The sequence below is a fragment of the Halogeometricum sp. S3BR5-2 genome (assembly GCF_031624635.1).
Taxonomy (GTDB): Archaea; Halobacteriota; Halobacteria; order Halobacteriales; family Haloferacaceae; genus Halogeometricum; species Halogeometricum luteum.
This window is the reverse complement of record NZ_JAMQOQ010000002.1, coordinates 152,656-168,256: the sequence shown is the minus strand read 5'-3', so window position 1 is coordinate 168,256 and position 15,601 is coordinate 152,656. Positions and strand designations below refer to the sequence as shown.

The following is a 15,601-nucleotide window of genomic DNA, read 5'->3' as shown; positions in this document are numbered from 1 at the left end:
TGTTCTAGTATCGAGTCAATCGAGATACGGGTCGAACTCCCGCGACTCGACGAGTTCGAGGAGCGTCGCCGTCGCCTCGGCGTCGAAGCGAAGGACGCGCCGCCACCACGGCCCCTTTCCGGAGTCGTTCGAGAGGTCGGTGACGACGCGGTTCGCGTCGGCGCCCGCGTCGGGCGAGGAGAGGGGGACGACGCGGTCGAACAGCCCCGAGCGGTCGGTGCCCGCCACCAGCACCGCCGCGTCGAACGTCTCGCGCTTGACGTGCGCGTTGTTGGCGAAGCGGGCGCGTTCCGCGTCGGGGAGCGACTCGTACGCCTCGGGGGTGAGCGCCGCGTCAACCTCGAACCCGCCGATGAGGTACGCGCCCCACTCCGGCGCGAGGTAGTCCGCGGCGTCGGTGTCGACGCCGGCGTCCGGCGCGTCTCCGGCGACGTCGACGGAACCGGTGGTCTCGTCCGACCACTCCCGACGGTCCAGCGTGGCGTAGAAGAACAGCCAATCGCCCGGGTCGAGTCGGGAGAGGGGGCCGGCTTTTACCCCGTGTTCGTCGCCGTACGTGTGGCGCTCGCAGTGGGGGTAGCCCGCGAACTCCGGGTCGAGGTGGACGCGCGAATCGCGGACCGACTCGGGGAGGTCGACCGGCGGGTCGAGGTCCGCGTACGTCGGCACCGACGCGTCCGGGCGCGTCGGTTTCCGTTCGGGGATGGGGACGTACGCGAACGTCCCGTCGGGGTAGACGGGGCCGCGGACGCCCGGAAGCGAGGAGTTCGCGGCGACGTTGATGGCGACGGCTCTGGTCACGGGTATCACGGCGCGCCCCGGAGGGATAAGCGCGTCCGGTTCGCCGCCGGTTCGGGGCGGCGAGTCGACGAATCGACGAATCGACGAATCGACGAATCGGCGAGTCGGCGAATCGACGAATCGGCGAGTCGGCGGGGGACCGCCGGTCAGGCGAGTCGGTTCGCGCAGTTCCAGCAGCGGTCGAACGTCGGGTCGGGTTCGTTCATCGTGCCGCACCGGGGGCAGTACCGACCCCTGCTGTCGGCGTCGGCGCCCTCGCGGGTGCGTTCGACGCGTCCGGGTGACGCGGCGAGGCGGGTCGGACGGGCCGACCCCCCGCGGTCGCTCCCGGAGGCGACGGAGTCGGGGCGGTCGTCCCTGTCGCGGAACACCCGGTCGTACCCCACCTCGTCGTCGCCGCTGAGCAGGTAGCGGTACACCAACAACTGGAGGGCCGCGAGACCGACGGCGTAGACTGCGATCCATCCCCACGCGTCCATACTGTGCTATTCGTTGCCAAGGGACTTTACGCTTCGGGGTGGTCGAGGGGGCGGTCGGCGCGGTCAGTCGTTCGACTCGGCTCCCGGCGCGTCGGGGTCGTCCGGCGGCGTCAGCGTCCGGCCGAACTCGTCGAACGTGTCGAGGTCTTCGGGCAGGTCGTACTCGATTTCGCGCTCGTCCTGCCGGTTGACGAGGCGGTCCTCGACGGCGTCGGCGACGGACTCCCACCCGGGCTTGACGCGGATGCTCTTGGCCGGCGTGCCGGCGACGATGTGGTGGGCGGGCACGTCGCCCTGCACGACCGACCGCGCGCCGACGACGCTGTTGGCTCCGACGTGGATGCCCGCGCGAACCATCGCGTCGTAGGTGACGCGCGCGTCGTCCTCGACGACGGTGTGGAAGTTACGTATCTCGGTCTGGTCGACCACGTCGTGGTCGTGGCTGTACAGGTGGACGCCGTCGGAGATGGAGACGCGGTCTCCGATGGTGAGTTTCCCGCGGTCGTCGAGGTGGACGTCGTCGTGGATGACGGTGTTGTCCCCGACGGAGATGTTGTGCCCGTAGGTGAACGAGATGCCCTTGAAGAACCGGCAGTTCTCCCCGCAGTCGGCGAAGAGGTGCTCGGCGAGCATCTGTCTGAAGCGAAGGGCGAAGTGGATGTTGTCGGCCATCGGCGTCGCGTCGAACTGCCGCCAGAGCCACTGGAGGTACTTCGACTCCTCGAAGCGCTCCTCGTCCTTCTCGGCGTAGTACTCCGACTCCAGCGTCGCGTTGCAGGGGTCGTACCCCTGTAGACGGACGCGTTCGGCGGCCGAGAGGTCCTTCCCGGCCTGCCAGCGTTCGTACGCCGCCCGGTCGCCGTGGAGGTCCACGAGCGTCTCGGTGACGACTTCGCACGTGTCCTCCGCCGAGGAGAGTCGCTCGTCCACCTCGTCGATGAACGCCTGGACGTTCCGTTCCGCCTCCGCGGGGAGAGAGACGTGGACTTTCGTCATGGGGCGTCGCTTCGTCCCCGCGAAACAAATCCGTTCGGTTGTGCGGAGACACCGGAGGACCGGAGTCGGGCGACGGAGCCGTGCCGAACGAATCACCACGGGTGTAGTAAACGATTCGAGACCGACGGGCACTTCAGGGAGTTGCGGGTAGCTAGCGGCATGAGCGGCGACGACGGTCCGAACGCGCCCGACGGTCGGTCGGCGTGGACGCGCGACCACGCGGCGGAGTTGCGACGCGACGAGACGAACGTGACACCGATAATCTATCCCCCGTCGGAGCGTCTGGACGAGGACCTGCACGTCTGGGACACCTGGTGGCTCCGCGACCGAGACGGGTCGCCCGCGGAGGTGAACGGCTGTCGCGTCATCGTCGCGCTTACGGCCTCCTCCGACCTCCTCCCGGGAAAACGCCACGACGTGGCGACGCTGCGCTACTTCTACTCGACCGACGGGAAGTCCTGGGAGACGGGCGGCCGCGTGTTCGAGGCGGGGATGCTCGGCTCCCGGCAGTGGGCGGGGTCGGCCCTTCACGACGACGGGGACGTGTACGTCTACTACACCGCCGCGGGGACGGCCGACGAGGCGGACCTCTCGTACTCCCAGCGCATCGCTCTGGCGGAAGGGGGAACGATTTCGCCCGGCGACGACGGGGACGGCGTCGACATCGACGGCCCGTGGGACCACTCGGTGCTCCTCGAACCGGACGGCGAACGGTACGAACGCGAGGAGCAGAGCCGCGGCATGACGTACACGTTCCGCGACCCGTGGTTCTTCGAGGACGAGGACGGGGCGACGTACCTGCTGTTCGAGGCGAACACGCCCGTTCCCGAGGGGTCGGACGCCTGCGGCGGCGACGCGGCGCAACAGGAGTTCAACGGCAGCGTCGGCATCGCGCACTCGCCGACGGGCGACCCGACGGACTTCGAACTCCGACCCCCGCTCCTCGACGCCGTCTGCGTCAATCAGGAACTCGAACGGCCGCACTTGGTCGTCCGCGACGGGACGTACTACCTGTTCGTCTCCAGCCACCACCACACGTTCGCGCCCGGAATCGAGGGGTACGACGCGCTGTACGGCTTCGCCGCCGACGGCCTGCGAGGGGAGTACGAACCGCTGAACGGCCACGGGATGGTGCTGACGAACCCCGCGAACGCGCCGTTCCAGGCGTACTCGTGGCTCGCGTACGACCACGGCGACGAACTGCTCGTCACCTCCTTTTTCAACTACTTCGACTACGACCGCCCGTCGATGGACGACGTGGCCCTCCTCTCGGAGGACGAGCAGATGCGCCGGTTCGGCGGCACCCTCGCGCCGACGGTGCGCGTCGGACTCGACGGAAGAGAGACGCGAATCCTCGGCACCCTCGACCACGGCCACCTCCCCCTCGCGCGGGAGTCGCTTCCGGCCGACCCGTTCGCGGGCGCGGACGACGCGGGCGGCGGACCGCGGTACTACTGAGACTGAGTCACTCGCGCGAACGCGCCGGGAACGCCGCGTCGAGTTCCCACGCGCGCGTCGAGGCCAGTTCGACGCTGCCGCCGACGGCCCGTATCGAGACGCCCTCGGCGTCCGCGCGGGTGGGGTAGACCCGACTCGTCAGGCAGCGACGCTCGTTCGCGTACAGTTCGAGGATAGATCCGTCGACGAACGCCCGCAGCGACAGAGCGTCGCCGTCGACGGGCATCGACTGCTCGTCGGCGTTTGGGACGCCGTCGAGTGCGCTGTCCGTCCGGTCCACCGTCACCGCCTCGCCGTCGTAGCGCACGACCGTTCGCTCGTTGCCCGCGGGCGACTCGAACAGGCCGAGTTCGAGCGTTCCGGTCCCCCCGTCTTCGACGCGCGCGTCGAACCCGAGTTCGTAGGCGTTGCCCGTCAGGTCGAGGACGCGCGACTCGCCGGCGGCGAGTGAGACGTCCCCTTCGACGAGAGCGTCGCGCCCGCGGAGCGATTCGAGTTCCCGCGCGGGTCGCTGGCGGAGTTCGCCGCCCTCGACCGATAGCTCGCGGGGTATCGTCAGCATCCCCGACCACCCGGCGTGCCACTGCGCCTCCGCGTCGCGCGCCTCGGGCACCCACGCCCACGTCAGGACGCGGCCGTCCTCGGCCCGCGTCGACTGCGGCGCGTAGTAATCCCCGTAGTCGAGTCGCTCGCGGCGCTCCACGTCGAAACTCGGGTCGTCCAGATTCGCCTCCCCGAGGAAGTACTCCACGTGGCTGTAGTTCGAGACGTGCAGCACCTGTTTCCCGCCGAAGTCCAGCAGTTCGGGGCACTCCCAGACGACGCCGTGGCCCTCCCAGTCGCCGACGAGGAGTGGACCGACGTACTCCCACTCGCGCAGGCTCTCCCCCCGGTAGAGGAGCGCCGCCCCGCCGGTGTCGGCGACGCCCGCGCCGACGAGGTGGTACCACGTCTCGCCCTCGCGCCAGACGTTGTGGTCGCGGAACTCCGCGCGCCAGTCCTCGGTCTCCAGGAGGTCGAGGTCGACGTGGTCGCCGGGAGCGGAGATGACGGGGTTGTCGCCGTGTTTCTCCCACGTGTCGAGCGACGGGTCGTCCGTCGTCGCCAGACAGGGGAGTTGGTCGCGGCCGCGGCCGCCGGTGTAGACGAGCGTCGGCGTTCCGTCCGTATCGAGGACGGCGCACCCCGACCAGACGCCGTCGCGGTCCGGGCCGTCCGGGTCCGGCGCGAGGGCGACGGGGCGGTCCTCCCAGTGCACGAGGTCCTCGCTCGCCGCGTGCCCCCAGTGGATGGTGCCGTGGAACGGCCCGCCGGGGTTGTACTGGTAGAAGACGTGGTAGGTGCCCTCGTGTTCGATGATTCCGTTCGGGTCGTTCAGCCATCCGGCCGGCGCGGCAAGGTGGTAGCGCGGCCGGCGGTGGTCGTCGGCCACCTCCTCGCGCATCGCGGCGAACCCGGCCGGGTCGTCGGGCCGGTCGGTGACCCGCGGGCGCCGCCGCGGGTCGCCGCCGAGGAGGGCGAGGGCGTTGCGGAGGATGCGTCGCTGCGCCTCGGCCGCCGCGAAGTCCGTCTCGGGGAGGAAGGTGACTTCGGAACCGATTCCGTACGCGTCTCCGGACGCGGTCCGGCGGGCCGACGGACTCTGTCCGTCGGCGTCCCCCGCGCCGACGCGCCACGCGAACGCCGCCTTCTGCGCGACGTGGAACTCGTCGCCGCGAATCGTGGAGGCGATGACGTCCCCCGACTTCGGGAGCGATGTCTCGTACCGCGCGTACGGCCGGGTCGCCTCGGCCGGTTGGGTGTGGAGTTCGCGCAGGGGAAACCCCTCGAACAGGGGGTGGTCGTCGTACACGCGCTTCTTTATAAGGCCGCTCGGATCGGCGGGCGTCTCGACGCCGACGGCGTCCGGTGCGACCGAGTCGATACCGAACGACGCGACGGCCGGGAGAGCGCGGAGCGTGAGGAGGAGTCCGTTCCCGGCTTCGAGAAAGGCCGAGATAGCGTCGGCGCAGTCGTCGGCCGCCGCGCGGGCGTCGTCGTCGAAGGGTTCGTCCCGGTGCCACCACGCCGCGTCGTAGCCGTCGAGCGAGGCGGTTCCGTCGGCGAGTTCGTGGAGGGAGACGTCCGTCACGTCCGCGACGCCGCCGCACCACTCGCGGGCGGCGCGCTGTTCGTCCGTCGACTCGGTCGCGGAGAGGAACGCGACGCTGACCGGCAGGTCGTCCATTGGTATCGGCCTTCGAGGGGCCGAAATATTAACTCGTGGTTTCGTAACCCAAGAGAATCACCACCAGACGGAGAGAACCCGCGGTCCACCCGCGGACGTTGGATGCGTGCGCTCGTCGAGTAGTTCGAGCAATCGCGTGCGGTAGCGGCACCGCTCGGTACCGTGACGAGCGAAACGAGTCGCGGGACTTTTCGGTCCACCGATAGGCGCTTCGCGCCTATCGAGCCTCACCTCGCTCCGCTCGGCGAGACAGCTTTTTCGAGGAGAGGTGCGCGAAGCGCACCCGACGAAGAAAAAGGTGGGGCTAAGTGTACGGATACCCAAGCCCGAAACATGCACTATCGGACGCTGGGCGACTCCGATGTCGAAGTGAGCGAAGTCGGGTTCGGCGCGTGGGTCGTCGGGACCGACTGGTGGGGCGACCGGACGAGGCAGGACTCCATCGACCTCATTCACCACGCCATCGAGGAGGGAATCACCTACTTCGACACCGGCGACGTGTACGGCCACGGCGAGAGCGAGGAGATGGTCGGCGAGGCCGTCTCGGAGTACCGCGACGAGGTGACGCTGGCGACGAAGGTAGGCTACGACTTCTACAACAACCCGCAGGCGGGCCACGGCGAACTCCCGAAGGAGATGACGGGCGAGTGGGTTCGCTCGGCGACGGAGAAGAGCCTCGACCGACTCGGCGTCGACCACGTCGAGGTGCTCCAACTCCACAACGCGAACGTCGACGAGGTGGACGCGGACGTGCTGGAGGCGCTGGACGAACTGAAAGAGGAGGGGCTCGTCGACGCCGTCGGTTGGGCGCTCGGCCCCTCCATCGGCTGGTTGGCCGAGGGCGACATGGCCATCGAGGAGGAGTTCGACTCCCTGCAACTCGTCTGGAACGTGTTCGAACAGGACGTCGGCGAGCACTTCTTGGAGACCATCGAACGCACCGGCTCTCCGACCAGTCTCGTCCCGCGCGTGCCGCACTCCTCGGGCCTCCTGAACGAGCAGGTGACGCCCGAGACGGGCCACGACTTGGACGACCACCGCGGTTTCCGCCCCGACGCGTGGTACGAGACGGGGTGGGAGAAGTTGGAGACCCTGCGCTTCCTGGAGCGAGACGGCGAGCGCACGATGGGACAGGCCGCCATCGCGTTCCTCCTGAGCCACGACGCCGTCGCGAGCGTCACGCCGACGTTCCACACGAAGGAGGACATCACGGAGTGGGCCGCCGCCTCCGACGTGCCGAAACTGAGCGACGACGAACTCGGTCGGGTGAAAGAGCTGTACGCCGACAACTTCGGCATCGACCGCGAGGACGGGATGGACTCGCTCCGTTCCTCCGTGGACGGCGACGACATCGCCGCCGCCGGCATCGACAAACAGCCCTCCGCCGGACCGCGGAACTCCGCGGACTGACGCCGTGACCGTACGCCGAGTGACGAGGGCGTTCGTCGCCCTGACCGTCGTCGTCCACGTCGCCCTCGCGGCGTGGATTCGGCGCGACGCCGACGGACGCGGCGTCGACGCCGCCCCGTGGGACCGCCTGACGCTCCTGACGGGGCTGTTCGGCGTCGTCGGCTACCTGCTGTCGCGGCGCGCCGCGGAGTAGGCGGTCGAAGCGGAATCCGCCGCCGACGGCACGCTTACCACCGTTCCATTCGATTCCGACCCCATGCCGACAGCCTACGCGCCGGGAAGCGTCACCACCGTCTTCGCCCCGCGAGAGGACGGCGAAGGCTCCTTCGGCGTCAGTTTCGCCGTGGCGGACGGCGTCCGCGCGACGGTCGAACCGGCCGCCGAGACGGCCGTCCGACTCGACGGAGAGGCGACCGACTTCGAACCGGTCGAGGGCGTCCTCGACTCGTTGGGCGTCGCGGCGGCGGTGGAACTCGACGCCGAGATTCCCGTCGGACGGGGGTTCGGCGCCAGCGGCGCCGCCACGCTGGCGACGACCCTCGCCGCCGACGCCGCCTTCGAGTTGGACCTCTCGCGCGAGGAAGCCGTCGGCGCCGCCCACCGCGCGGAAGTCGCCGCCGGCACCGGTCTCGGCGACGTGTTCGTGCAGGACCGCGCGGGTCTCGCGTGGAACGCCGGCGGCGGGGGCGGGCGGAACCGCGTCGAGCGGGACGACCGAATCGAGTACGTCTCGACGGGCGGCATCGCCACCGAGTCCGTCCTCGGCGACGAGGCGTCGATGGCGCGGGTCGCCGACGCCGGGACCGACGCCCTCGCGATGTTCGACCCCGAGGACCCGTTGGAGGAGTGGTTCGGGACGGCGTGGGCGTTCGCCCGGCGGACGGGTCTGCCGACGCCCGCCGTCGAAGAGGCGGTGGGACGGGTCGCCGAGGCGGGCGGCGCCGCGACGATGGCGATGGTCGGCGAGACGGTTCTCGCGGCGGGCGTCGAGGGCGTCCTCCCCGAGGCGACGCGCATCACGAACGAGGGTGCACGCCTCCTGGAGCGAACGTAATCGGCCGTTACGGTGGTTAATGGGTCCATTCAGGTCGTCGTATTCGACCCATAGCTAAGTCGGGAGCGCGCCTCGTACCGAGTACGCCTTCCGGTCCTGCGGGACCGGGGGCGCGAGCGACCAAGCGGTAGGCGCCGCCCGCGGTAGGCATGGGTCGGGCGGTAGGCATCGTCTCGGTGGTAGGCACCGGTCGGACGGTAGGCACGTTCCCGCGCGGTCGGCTCGAACCTCGAACATCTCCAGTGTTCCCCCCGCGGCGGCCACCCGCCGCACCCCGTTTCTATTCGGACCCACTCGTCGAGGAGCGAGCGGTCCCGACGCTCTCGGAAGTACAGCGAGTCGTAAGAACGCGCGTGAAAACGAGTCCGAGAGCCGCGTCCGACGCCGATTACGCGAGGAAGACGTGCCGCGGTCGGTCGGCGAGGACGTCGCGGCCCCACTGAACCGTGTCGCGGAAGGCGTCAGACCGGAAGAAGCCCATCGCGTCCTCGCGGGAACTCCACTGACTGGCGATGAACATGTCGTTCTCGTCCTCGACGTTCACCATCAGGTCGGTGTCCTGGTGACCCTCGGTGTCGGCGAGGACGCCGCCGACGGTGTCGAACTTCTCGACGAAATCGTCCCTGTAGTCGGGTTTGACGGTGTAGAACATCCCCATCGTCCCGAACCCGGACTCCTCGCCCGCGCGGGAGACGATGCCGGGGAGTTCCGAGAGGAACCCGGCGGCCGTCTCGGCGGCCGACTGCGTGTCCCAGATGGAGACGACGGCCGTCCGGCCGCCGTCGCGGGCCTCGTACAGCGCCGTCTTGACGTGCGTGCCGTAGTGGTCGAAGTTGCCGCGCAGGCCCTCCACCTCCTCGAACAGGTCGTCGGTGTCCGCCTCCGAGTACAGCACCGTCGCGTACACGTCCTCGCCGTGCGGCTTGCCGGCGTAGATGTTCAGGTCCTCCAGTTCGCCGCGGATGCCGTCGTCGACGGCGTCGGCGCTCTCGCTCTCCTCGCCGGCCGACTCGCCGTGCGGCGCGTCGCCGTGGGCGTGGCCGCCGCCGCCGCCGTGCGCGCCGCCGTGACCGCCGTCGTGCGGGCCGTCGCCGTGGGCGTGGCCGTGGGCCGACCCGTGGCCGTGGCCGGGTTCGCCCTCCGGGTGGGACCCGTGAGGGGAGTCGCCCGCGCCCTCGGTGGGGACGGACTCGCCTTCGAGGTAGGCGCCGAGGTCCGCGGGCGGGAACCGGCGGCCGACGTAGAACTGCCCGAACTCGCCGTACTTCGAGGACGCCTCGTCGAAGCGCATCTCGTAGACGATGTCCTTTATGTCGGCGGGGTCCTCGGCGAACAGCGTCACGCCCCACTCGTAGTCGTCGAAGCCGACGGAGGAGGCGATGACCTGGTTTATCTTCCCGGCGTAGTCTCGTCCGGTGTCGCCGTGTTCGGACATCATCTCCGCGCGCTTCTCGAAGGCGAGGTCGTACCAGTTGTGCGTCTCGCCGCGGCGCTTCGACATCGGATAGAACGAGACGTACTGGTCCTCCGGAATCTCGGGCGTGAGTTTCCCCTCGATGTAGCGGCGGAGGCCCTCGTCGATGTCGGCGTCCTCATCCTCGAAGTACTCCCGCGAGACGTACCCCGACACCTCGGTGACCGAGACGTAGGAGTCGGTCTGCTCGGTGTACGACGCCAAGGCGGTGCGCTCGAACTGCCGTTCCGCCCGCGAGAGGTCGTCCAGCGTCGGCCGGAAGTGGACGACGAGGAGGTCCGCCTTGTGACCGAGCACCGAGAAGACGGCCGAGTCGCCCTCGGCGGCGTCCTCGACGGCCTCGTGCGCGCGGAGGTACTCGACGCCCTCGCCCACGGCGCGGTCCCGTTCTCGCCCGGGGGCGTCGCGCCACGCGTCCCAGTCCACGGTTCGGAAGTCGTGCAGGGCGTACCAACCCTCGTCCGTCGGTGGGGCCTCTGGCATGTTTCAGGCTAGGGGTTTCTCCCGTATGGGAGTTGCGAGTCCGCCCGGCGTGTGAGGCCCGTACCCGTCCGGGACCTGACACCGAAGCGGAAATTTAACTCGTGACCGAAACCCTTTCACAGAGCGCCCCGGAACTGACGCTCGATGCGGAAGAGTGGCCCCCCGAAGGGACTCATCTCGTACCTCGTGCTCGAACTCCTGGCGGAGAAGCCGCGGTACGGCTACGAGATTCTGAAGGAGATAAACGACATCAGCGGCGGCCACTGGGAGCCCTCTTACGGTTCGGTGTACCCCATCCTCTACAAGTTCGAAGAGGAGGGGTGGGCCGCCAGAGTCGAACGCGAGGAGGAGTCCGACCGGAAGTACTTCGAACTCACCGACGCCGGCCGCGAGGAACTCGAAGGGAAGCGCCGGGAGTCGGGCGGAAAAGCCGGCGAGTTCGCCGACATCATCCTCGGGTTCTACCACGTCTACGTCGCCTTCGCCACCGACGAGCGCTTCGAGGTGGAGGCGCCCGAGGGGGCGTGGCGCTTCGACGAGACGTTCAGTTCGTGGATTATCGAACAGCTCATCCGTCACCACGAACGCGACTTCGGGACGTTCGAGCGAATCGACGAGACGCCCGAGGAGTTCTACGAGGCGCAGGGAATCGAGTTCGAGGACTGAGCGCCCGCCCGGCGGCTCTTTTCGTCTAGTTCAGCATCGTCGGCCCGAACACGAGCAAGAGCAGCGACAGCAGCATCGTGACGCCGACGCCCGTGGTGATGGTGCGGACGACGGTGTACGGTTCGGAGACGGGCAGTCGCGAGACGATGGCTTCGGCGCTGGTTCTGAGGATGCGTCCCCCGTCGAGCGGGTAGCCGGGGATGCAGTTGAACATCCCGAGTTGGAGGTTGATCCACGCCATCCAGAAGCAGACGTTGGCGAGGAGGAAGACGTTCGACCCGAGGAAGCCGAGCGGTCCGGTCACCGAGTAGAAGTTGGTGACGCTGGCCGTGAAGCCGGGGAAGTTCGGGATGCCGAGGACGAGCGACGCGAGCGGCAGGATGAGCGCCACGTACACCGCGCTGAGCGGCGAGGAGGCGAGCGCGCCGGCGACGCTCGACGCGCCGGGGCCGCCGTCGCCGCCGAGGAGGGCGACGTAGGTGCCCGCGGGGTACGACTGCACGCCGAAGTCGGTGAGGAGCAGTCCGCTCGTCCCCGGGAAGAGGCCGACGCCGAGGAACCCGCCGCCGTCGTTGGGGTTCTCACCGAGCGTCACCTCGTACGTCGACAGGCCGCCGTCGTCGTAGAGTTCGACGGGCACCGTCTCGCCGGGCCTCGTCCCGTCCAGAACCCTATCTAAGTCCGACGAGGAGGTCACGCGTTCGCCGTCGATGGCGGTGACGATGACGCTGCCGTCCGTCGGCGCGCCCGCGTTCGCCAGCGGCCCGTCCCCGGACACCTGCGTGACGTACGCGCCGATGGGGATGGTGACCGTGCCGCGCGAGGTGGTGAGGCTGGCGAACTTGCTCCCTCCGACGGCCTCGGAGAAGCCCGACTGCGTGTGGACGGGCGTGCCGTTCACCTGCGAGACGGTTATCGGCTCCTCGCCGACCGAGAGGTTCGCCGGGTTGCCGGCGACGGACCCGGCGACGATGAGCGACCGCCGGACGGATACCGTCCGCGTCTCGCGGTCCGCGGCGCTGTCACCGCCGTTCAGTTCGACCTGTAAAGTTCGCTCGTCCGTCGCGGCGAGCGCCGCGTCCAGCGAGGACTCGTTGCTCACGGGCGTCCCGCCGACGCCCGTGATGCGGTCGCCCTGTGCGATTCCCGCCGCGGCGGCGGACGACCCGTCGTAGGAGCCCTGCACCGCCATCCCCGGCGCGACGGCGATAGAGCCGATGACGGGACCGAAGAGGAGGGCGAACGCGACGATGGTGACCGCGAAGTTGTTCGTCACGCCCGCGGCGAACATCCGCGTCTTGCCGCCGCGGTCGGCGTTGCGCTGGCTCTCCTCGTCGGGTTGGACGAACGCGCCGAGGGGGAGAAGCGTGAACAGGAAGAGACCCATCGACTCGATGTCGATGCCCTCGACGCGGCAGAGGATACCGTGACCCCCCTCGTGGACGACGAGTCCGACGAGGAGGCCGAGCACGATTTCGGGGGCGACCGACAGGGGGAGGAAGTCGTTGACGCCGGGGATGACGAGGAAGTTCTGCGGCTGATTGACGGCCGAAGGAGCCGGCGGGTTCTGCAGGATGAACAGCCCCTGCAGGAGCAAGAAGAGGAACATCCCCACCATGATGATGAGGGTGACGCCGAGGCCGAAGTTCGTCCACGCCCGCCAGAAGCGCTTGGGCGTGGCGATCCAGTCGATGAAGTCGCGCCCGCGCTTCGTGTGTATGGTCGTGAACGGGCCTTGGATACTGACCGAGGAGGGAAGCAGACCGTACCGACGCAGGAGGAGGGCGGCGGCGGAGTACGCCAGGATACCGAGGAGAACCCACACTAGGGTATTCATCGTCGGAAGAAGGGGGTCAGCGCTGAAAGACGTTCGGGTTGTCCGCTACTCGCCGTTGGATTCGACCGCCTCCGCCGCCTCGTCGTCGAATTCTATCTCCGTGAAACCCGACTCGTCGCGGGCCGCGCGCCGGCGGTACGCGACGTACCCGGCGCCGGCGGCGAGAGCCACGACCACCGCCCCGCCGAGCAGTCGCCGTCCGGTCGAAGACCCCGTTCCCTCCCCGTCGAGTCGCGTCTCGGCGGCGTCCTCGCCGTCTTCGTCGCCCTGTCCGCTCCCCAAGTCGAGTTCGATGAGTGCCATCTGTGTCGTCCTCCGCGCCGGTGGGCGGACCGAGAGCGAGTGTCCGCTCCCCGTCCGAGCGCCCGGCACAGGTCAGAGCGTACGCGAGAGGCCGTGATAAATCTGCCCGCGTTCGCGTCCGCGTCGTCGGCCCCGAAACACTATCCCTGAGAGCGACGAACTCGTCCGAACGAATGTTCGACGGCGACCACTACGAGGTGCGGCAGAAGTTACGGCTCGGAAACAAGTATCGCGTCTACGAGGGCGACGAGGCGATTCTGGAGTCCGCACAGAAGAAGTTCCGCCTGAAGGAGGACTTCCGCTTTACCGACCCCGACTCGGGCGAGGAGCGGTTCCGCGTGAAGGCCGGGAGCATCCTCGACATCGCCTCGGCGTACGACGTCGTCGACTCGGAGACGGGCGAGCGAATCGGGTCGGTCAGGCGGAGCGTGATGTCCTTCTTCAAACACGAGTACGAACTGCTCGGACCGGACGGGGACGTCGTCGCGACGGTCACGGAGGACAACGCGACGATGGCGCTGGCGCGCAGACACCTCACGACGCTCATCCCGTTCAACTACGACATCGTCTCGCCCTCGGGGGAGAAACTGGGCGACGTGAGCGAATCGTTCTCCTTCCGGGATACGTACTCGATAGACGTCACGGGCGACCTCGACCCGCGACTCGCCGTCGTCGGGATGGTCGTCATCGACGCCATCGAGGAGAACTGACTGTTTTCGACGCCCGCTACTCCTCGCGCCGGAGTCGCTTCACGACGAACGTCCGGTCCAAATCGCCGAGGAACTCGCCGAGGCGCGGCCCCTGCGGTTGGTCGAAGAACAGGCGGTAGCCCGCGCCGAACAGGTCACCCACCTCCAGGTCGCGCCGCTTGGCCGTCTCGTATATCTCCCCCTGAATCTCCTCGCCGCCGTGGCCGGCCTCGACGAAGTCGGCGAGTTCGTCCAGCGCCGCCTCCACGTCCGATTCGAGGTGGACGTCCGGCAGTTCGACCTGCAGGCGGTAGTTGTACGCATTGTCCATCCGCTCGGCCCACGCGCGCGCCTTCTCGACGCGTTCGAGCGCCTCTTCTATCGCCCACTCGGGCGTGTCCTCGGTGAAGTGACCCTCGTTGCGCGCCATCTCGACGCGCACCTCCCGGTCGTCGGTCATTCCGAGGACGGCCGCGAACGTGTACGGGAGACGCACCCGGTCCTCGCGTACCTCGTCGACCACGAACGGGTACGCGCGTTCGGCAAAGGCGGTGAGCGTCTCGTCCTCGACGTCGCCGAAGTACGCGCGTTCGAAGCGGTCGAAGTCGTCGACCAGTTGGTCCAGTCGGGAGAGGTCGAGGTTGCGCGCCTTCCGCGGGTCCAGGGCGAAGAAGTACCGCAGGACTTCGGGCTCCAGAATCTCCAGAATCTCCGGGACGGTGACGATGTTGCCCGCGGAGGAGGAGAGCGCCTCGCCGTTCAGCGTGAACCACTCGTAGGTCATCGGGACGGGAGGCTCGATTCCGAGGACGTTGCGCGCGATGTCCTCGCCCGAGGGCCACGACCCCTCGGCGTGGTCCTTGCCGAAGGGCTCGAAGTCGACGCCGAGCACCTGCCACTGGCCGGGCCACTCGAAGCGCCACGGGAGTTTTCCCTCCCTGAACGAGGCGGTACCCTCGTGACCGCACCCGTCGATGGTCTCGTCTCCGACGGTGAGGTCCGTGCAGACGTACTCGACCGTCTCCGCGTCGAGGTCTATCTCCGTGACCGTCTCGGTTATCTTCCCACACTCCTCGCAGACGGGATTGAAGGGAACGTAGTCCTCGTCGACCTTCCGCTGGTACTCGCTCAGCACCTCGCGGGCGTTCTCGACGTCCGAGAGCACGCGCCGGACGACGGGGTCGAAGGTTCCGTCGGCGTACAACTCGGTGTTGGATATCATCTCGACGGGGACGCCGAGTCGGTCGGCGTCGGCCTTCAGCAGGTCCGCGAAGTGGGCGGCGTAGGAGTCGGCCTCCCCGAAGGGGTCCGGGATGGCGGTGTACGGCTTGCCGAGGTTGCGCCCGAGGGCGCCGGCGTCGACGTCGCCGAGGCCGACGATGTTGCCGTCCGAATCCGCGAGTTTTCGGGGGAGCTTTCGGAGCGGGTCCTTGTCGTCGCTCGTGAACACCTGTCGGACCTCGCGGCCGCGTTCGCGGAGCACCTCGGCGACGAAGTAGCCGCGCATGATCTCGTTGAAGTTGCCGAGGTGAGCGACGCCCGAGGGGGAGACGCCGCCCTTGATGACTATCGGCTCCTCCGGGTCGCGCGCCTCTATCTCGTCGGCGACGCTGTCGGCCCAGAACGCGCGGTGCTCGTCGCTCTCGCCGTCTCTCGTCGCGTCGGGGACGCCGGCGTCGTCCGGTGCGTCGACGTCGCCGTGGTGAGTGGAGTCGTCGCTCATC

General features: G+C 68.7%; 14 protein-coding genes. 6 read left to right on the top strand and 8 right to left on the bottom strand.

What is annotated here, in order from left to right; all coding sequences use genetic code 11:
• Window positions 1-15: 15 nt before the first annotated feature.
• The 3 genes from NDI79_RS07225 to NDI79_RS07215 form a co-directional block, all read right to left on the bottom strand.
• The gene (locus tag NDI79_RS07225) at window positions 16-801 is read right to left on the bottom strand and encodes an Nmad3 family putative nucleotide modification protein (protein ID WP_425499585.1); all 786 of its coding nucleotides are present in this window, start codon (window positions 799-801) and stop codon (window positions 16-18) included.
• A gap of 146 nt (window positions 802-947) precedes the next feature.
• Window positions 948-1,280 (bottom strand): DUF7577 domain-containing protein, encoded by a 333-nt coding sequence (locus NDI79_RS07220; RefSeq protein WP_310927807.1) that lies wholly within the window; start codon window positions 1,278-1,280, stop codon window positions 948-950.
• Between the two features lie 63 nt (window positions 1,281-1,343).
• On the bottom strand, window positions 1,344-2,276 hold the full coding sequence (locus tag NDI79_RS07215) for an acyltransferase (RefSeq protein ID WP_310927806.1): 933 nt from the start codon (window positions 2,274-2,276) through the stop codon (window positions 1,344-1,346).
• A gap of 159 nt (window positions 2,277-2,435) precedes the next feature.
• Here NDI79_RS07215 and NDI79_RS07210 point away from each other — a divergent pair, with 159 nt between their 5' ends.
• Window positions 2,436-3,734, top strand: coding sequence for a glycoside hydrolase family 68 protein (locus tag NDI79_RS07210; protein ID WP_310927805.1), 1,299 nt, complete (start codon window positions 2,436-2,438; stop codon window positions 3,732-3,734).
• A gap of 7 nt (window positions 3,735-3,741) precedes the next feature.
• Here the strand turns inward: NDI79_RS07210 and NDI79_RS07205 are convergent, their stop codons facing one another.
• A complete protein-coding gene (locus NDI79_RS07205; RefSeq protein WP_310927804.1) occupies window positions 3,742-5,961 on the bottom strand; it encodes a GH32 C-terminal domain-containing protein in 2,220 nt (739 codons plus the stop codon).
• A 333-nt stretch (window positions 5,962-6,294) separates the two neighbouring features.
• Here NDI79_RS07205 and NDI79_RS07200 point away from each other — a divergent pair, with 333 nt between their 5' ends.
• The 3 genes from NDI79_RS07200 (at window position 6,295) to NDI79_RS07190 (ending at window position 8,425) form a co-directional block, all read left to right on the top strand.
• Window positions 6,295-7,371, top strand: coding sequence for an aldo/keto reductase (locus tag NDI79_RS07200; protein ID WP_310927803.1), 1,077 nt, complete (start codon window positions 6,295-6,297; stop codon window positions 7,369-7,371).
• A gap of 4 nt (window positions 7,372-7,375) precedes the next feature.
• On the top strand, window positions 7,376-7,564 hold the full coding sequence (locus NDI79_RS07195) for a hypothetical protein (protein ID WP_310927802.1): 189 nt from the start codon (window positions 7,376-7,378) through the stop codon (window positions 7,562-7,564).
• 63 nt (window positions 7,565-7,627) lie between these two features.
• On the top strand, window positions 7,628-8,425 hold the full coding sequence (locus NDI79_RS07190; RefSeq protein WP_310927801.1) for a GHMP family kinase ATP-binding protein: 798 nt from the start codon (window positions 7,628-7,630) through the stop codon (window positions 8,423-8,425).
• 388 nt (window positions 8,426-8,813) lie between these two features.
• Here NDI79_RS07190 and NDI79_RS07185 read toward each other — a convergent pair whose 3' ends face one another.
• On the bottom strand, window positions 8,814-10,382 hold the full coding sequence (locus NDI79_RS07185; RefSeq protein WP_310927800.1) for a heme-binding protein: 1,569 nt from the start codon (window positions 10,380-10,382) through the stop codon (window positions 8,814-8,816).
• 144 nt (window positions 10,383-10,526) lie between these two features.
• On the opposite strand from NDI79_RS07185, the gene NDI79_RS07180 reads away from it, so the two are divergent.
• Complete coding sequence (locus tag NDI79_RS07180; RefSeq protein ID WP_310927799.1) at window positions 10,527-11,048, top strand: PadR family transcriptional regulator; 522 nt, start codon at window positions 10,527-10,529, stop codon at window positions 11,046-11,048.
• 25 nt (window positions 11,049-11,073) lie between these two features.
• On the opposite strand, the gene NDI79_RS07175 is transcribed toward NDI79_RS07180, so the two are convergent.
• Both NDI79_RS07175 and NDI79_RS07170 read right to left on the bottom strand, forming a co-directional pair.
• The gene (locus NDI79_RS07175; protein ID WP_310927798.1) at window positions 11,074-12,885 is read right to left on the bottom strand and encodes a site-2 protease family protein; all 1,812 of its coding nucleotides are present in this window, start codon (window positions 12,883-12,885) and stop codon (window positions 11,074-11,076) included.
• A gap of 45 nt (window positions 12,886-12,930) precedes the next feature.
• Window positions 12,931-13,188, bottom strand: a complete 258-nt coding sequence (locus NDI79_RS07170; RefSeq protein WP_310927797.1) for a hypothetical protein — start codon at window positions 13,186-13,188, stop codon at window positions 12,931-12,933.
• A 173-nt stretch (window positions 13,189-13,361) separates the two neighbouring features.
• On the opposite strand from NDI79_RS07170, the gene NDI79_RS07165 reads away from it, so the two are divergent.
• Window positions 13,362-13,898: an LURP-one-related/scramblase family protein gene (locus NDI79_RS07165; RefSeq protein WP_310927796.1), complete on the top strand. Its 537-nt coding sequence runs from the start codon at window positions 13,362-13,364 to the stop codon at window positions 13,896-13,898.
• A gap of 16 nt (window positions 13,899-13,914) precedes the next feature.
• Here NDI79_RS07165 and lysS read toward each other — a convergent pair whose 3' ends face one another.
• Window positions 13,915-15,600 carry a lysine--tRNA ligase gene (gene lysS, locus NDI79_RS07160; RefSeq protein WP_310927795.1) on the bottom strand — a complete coding sequence of 562 codons (1,686 nt, stop codon included), beginning with the start codon at window positions 15,598-15,600 and terminating at the stop codon, window positions 13,915-13,917.
• Window position 15,601: the final 1 nt, after the last annotated feature.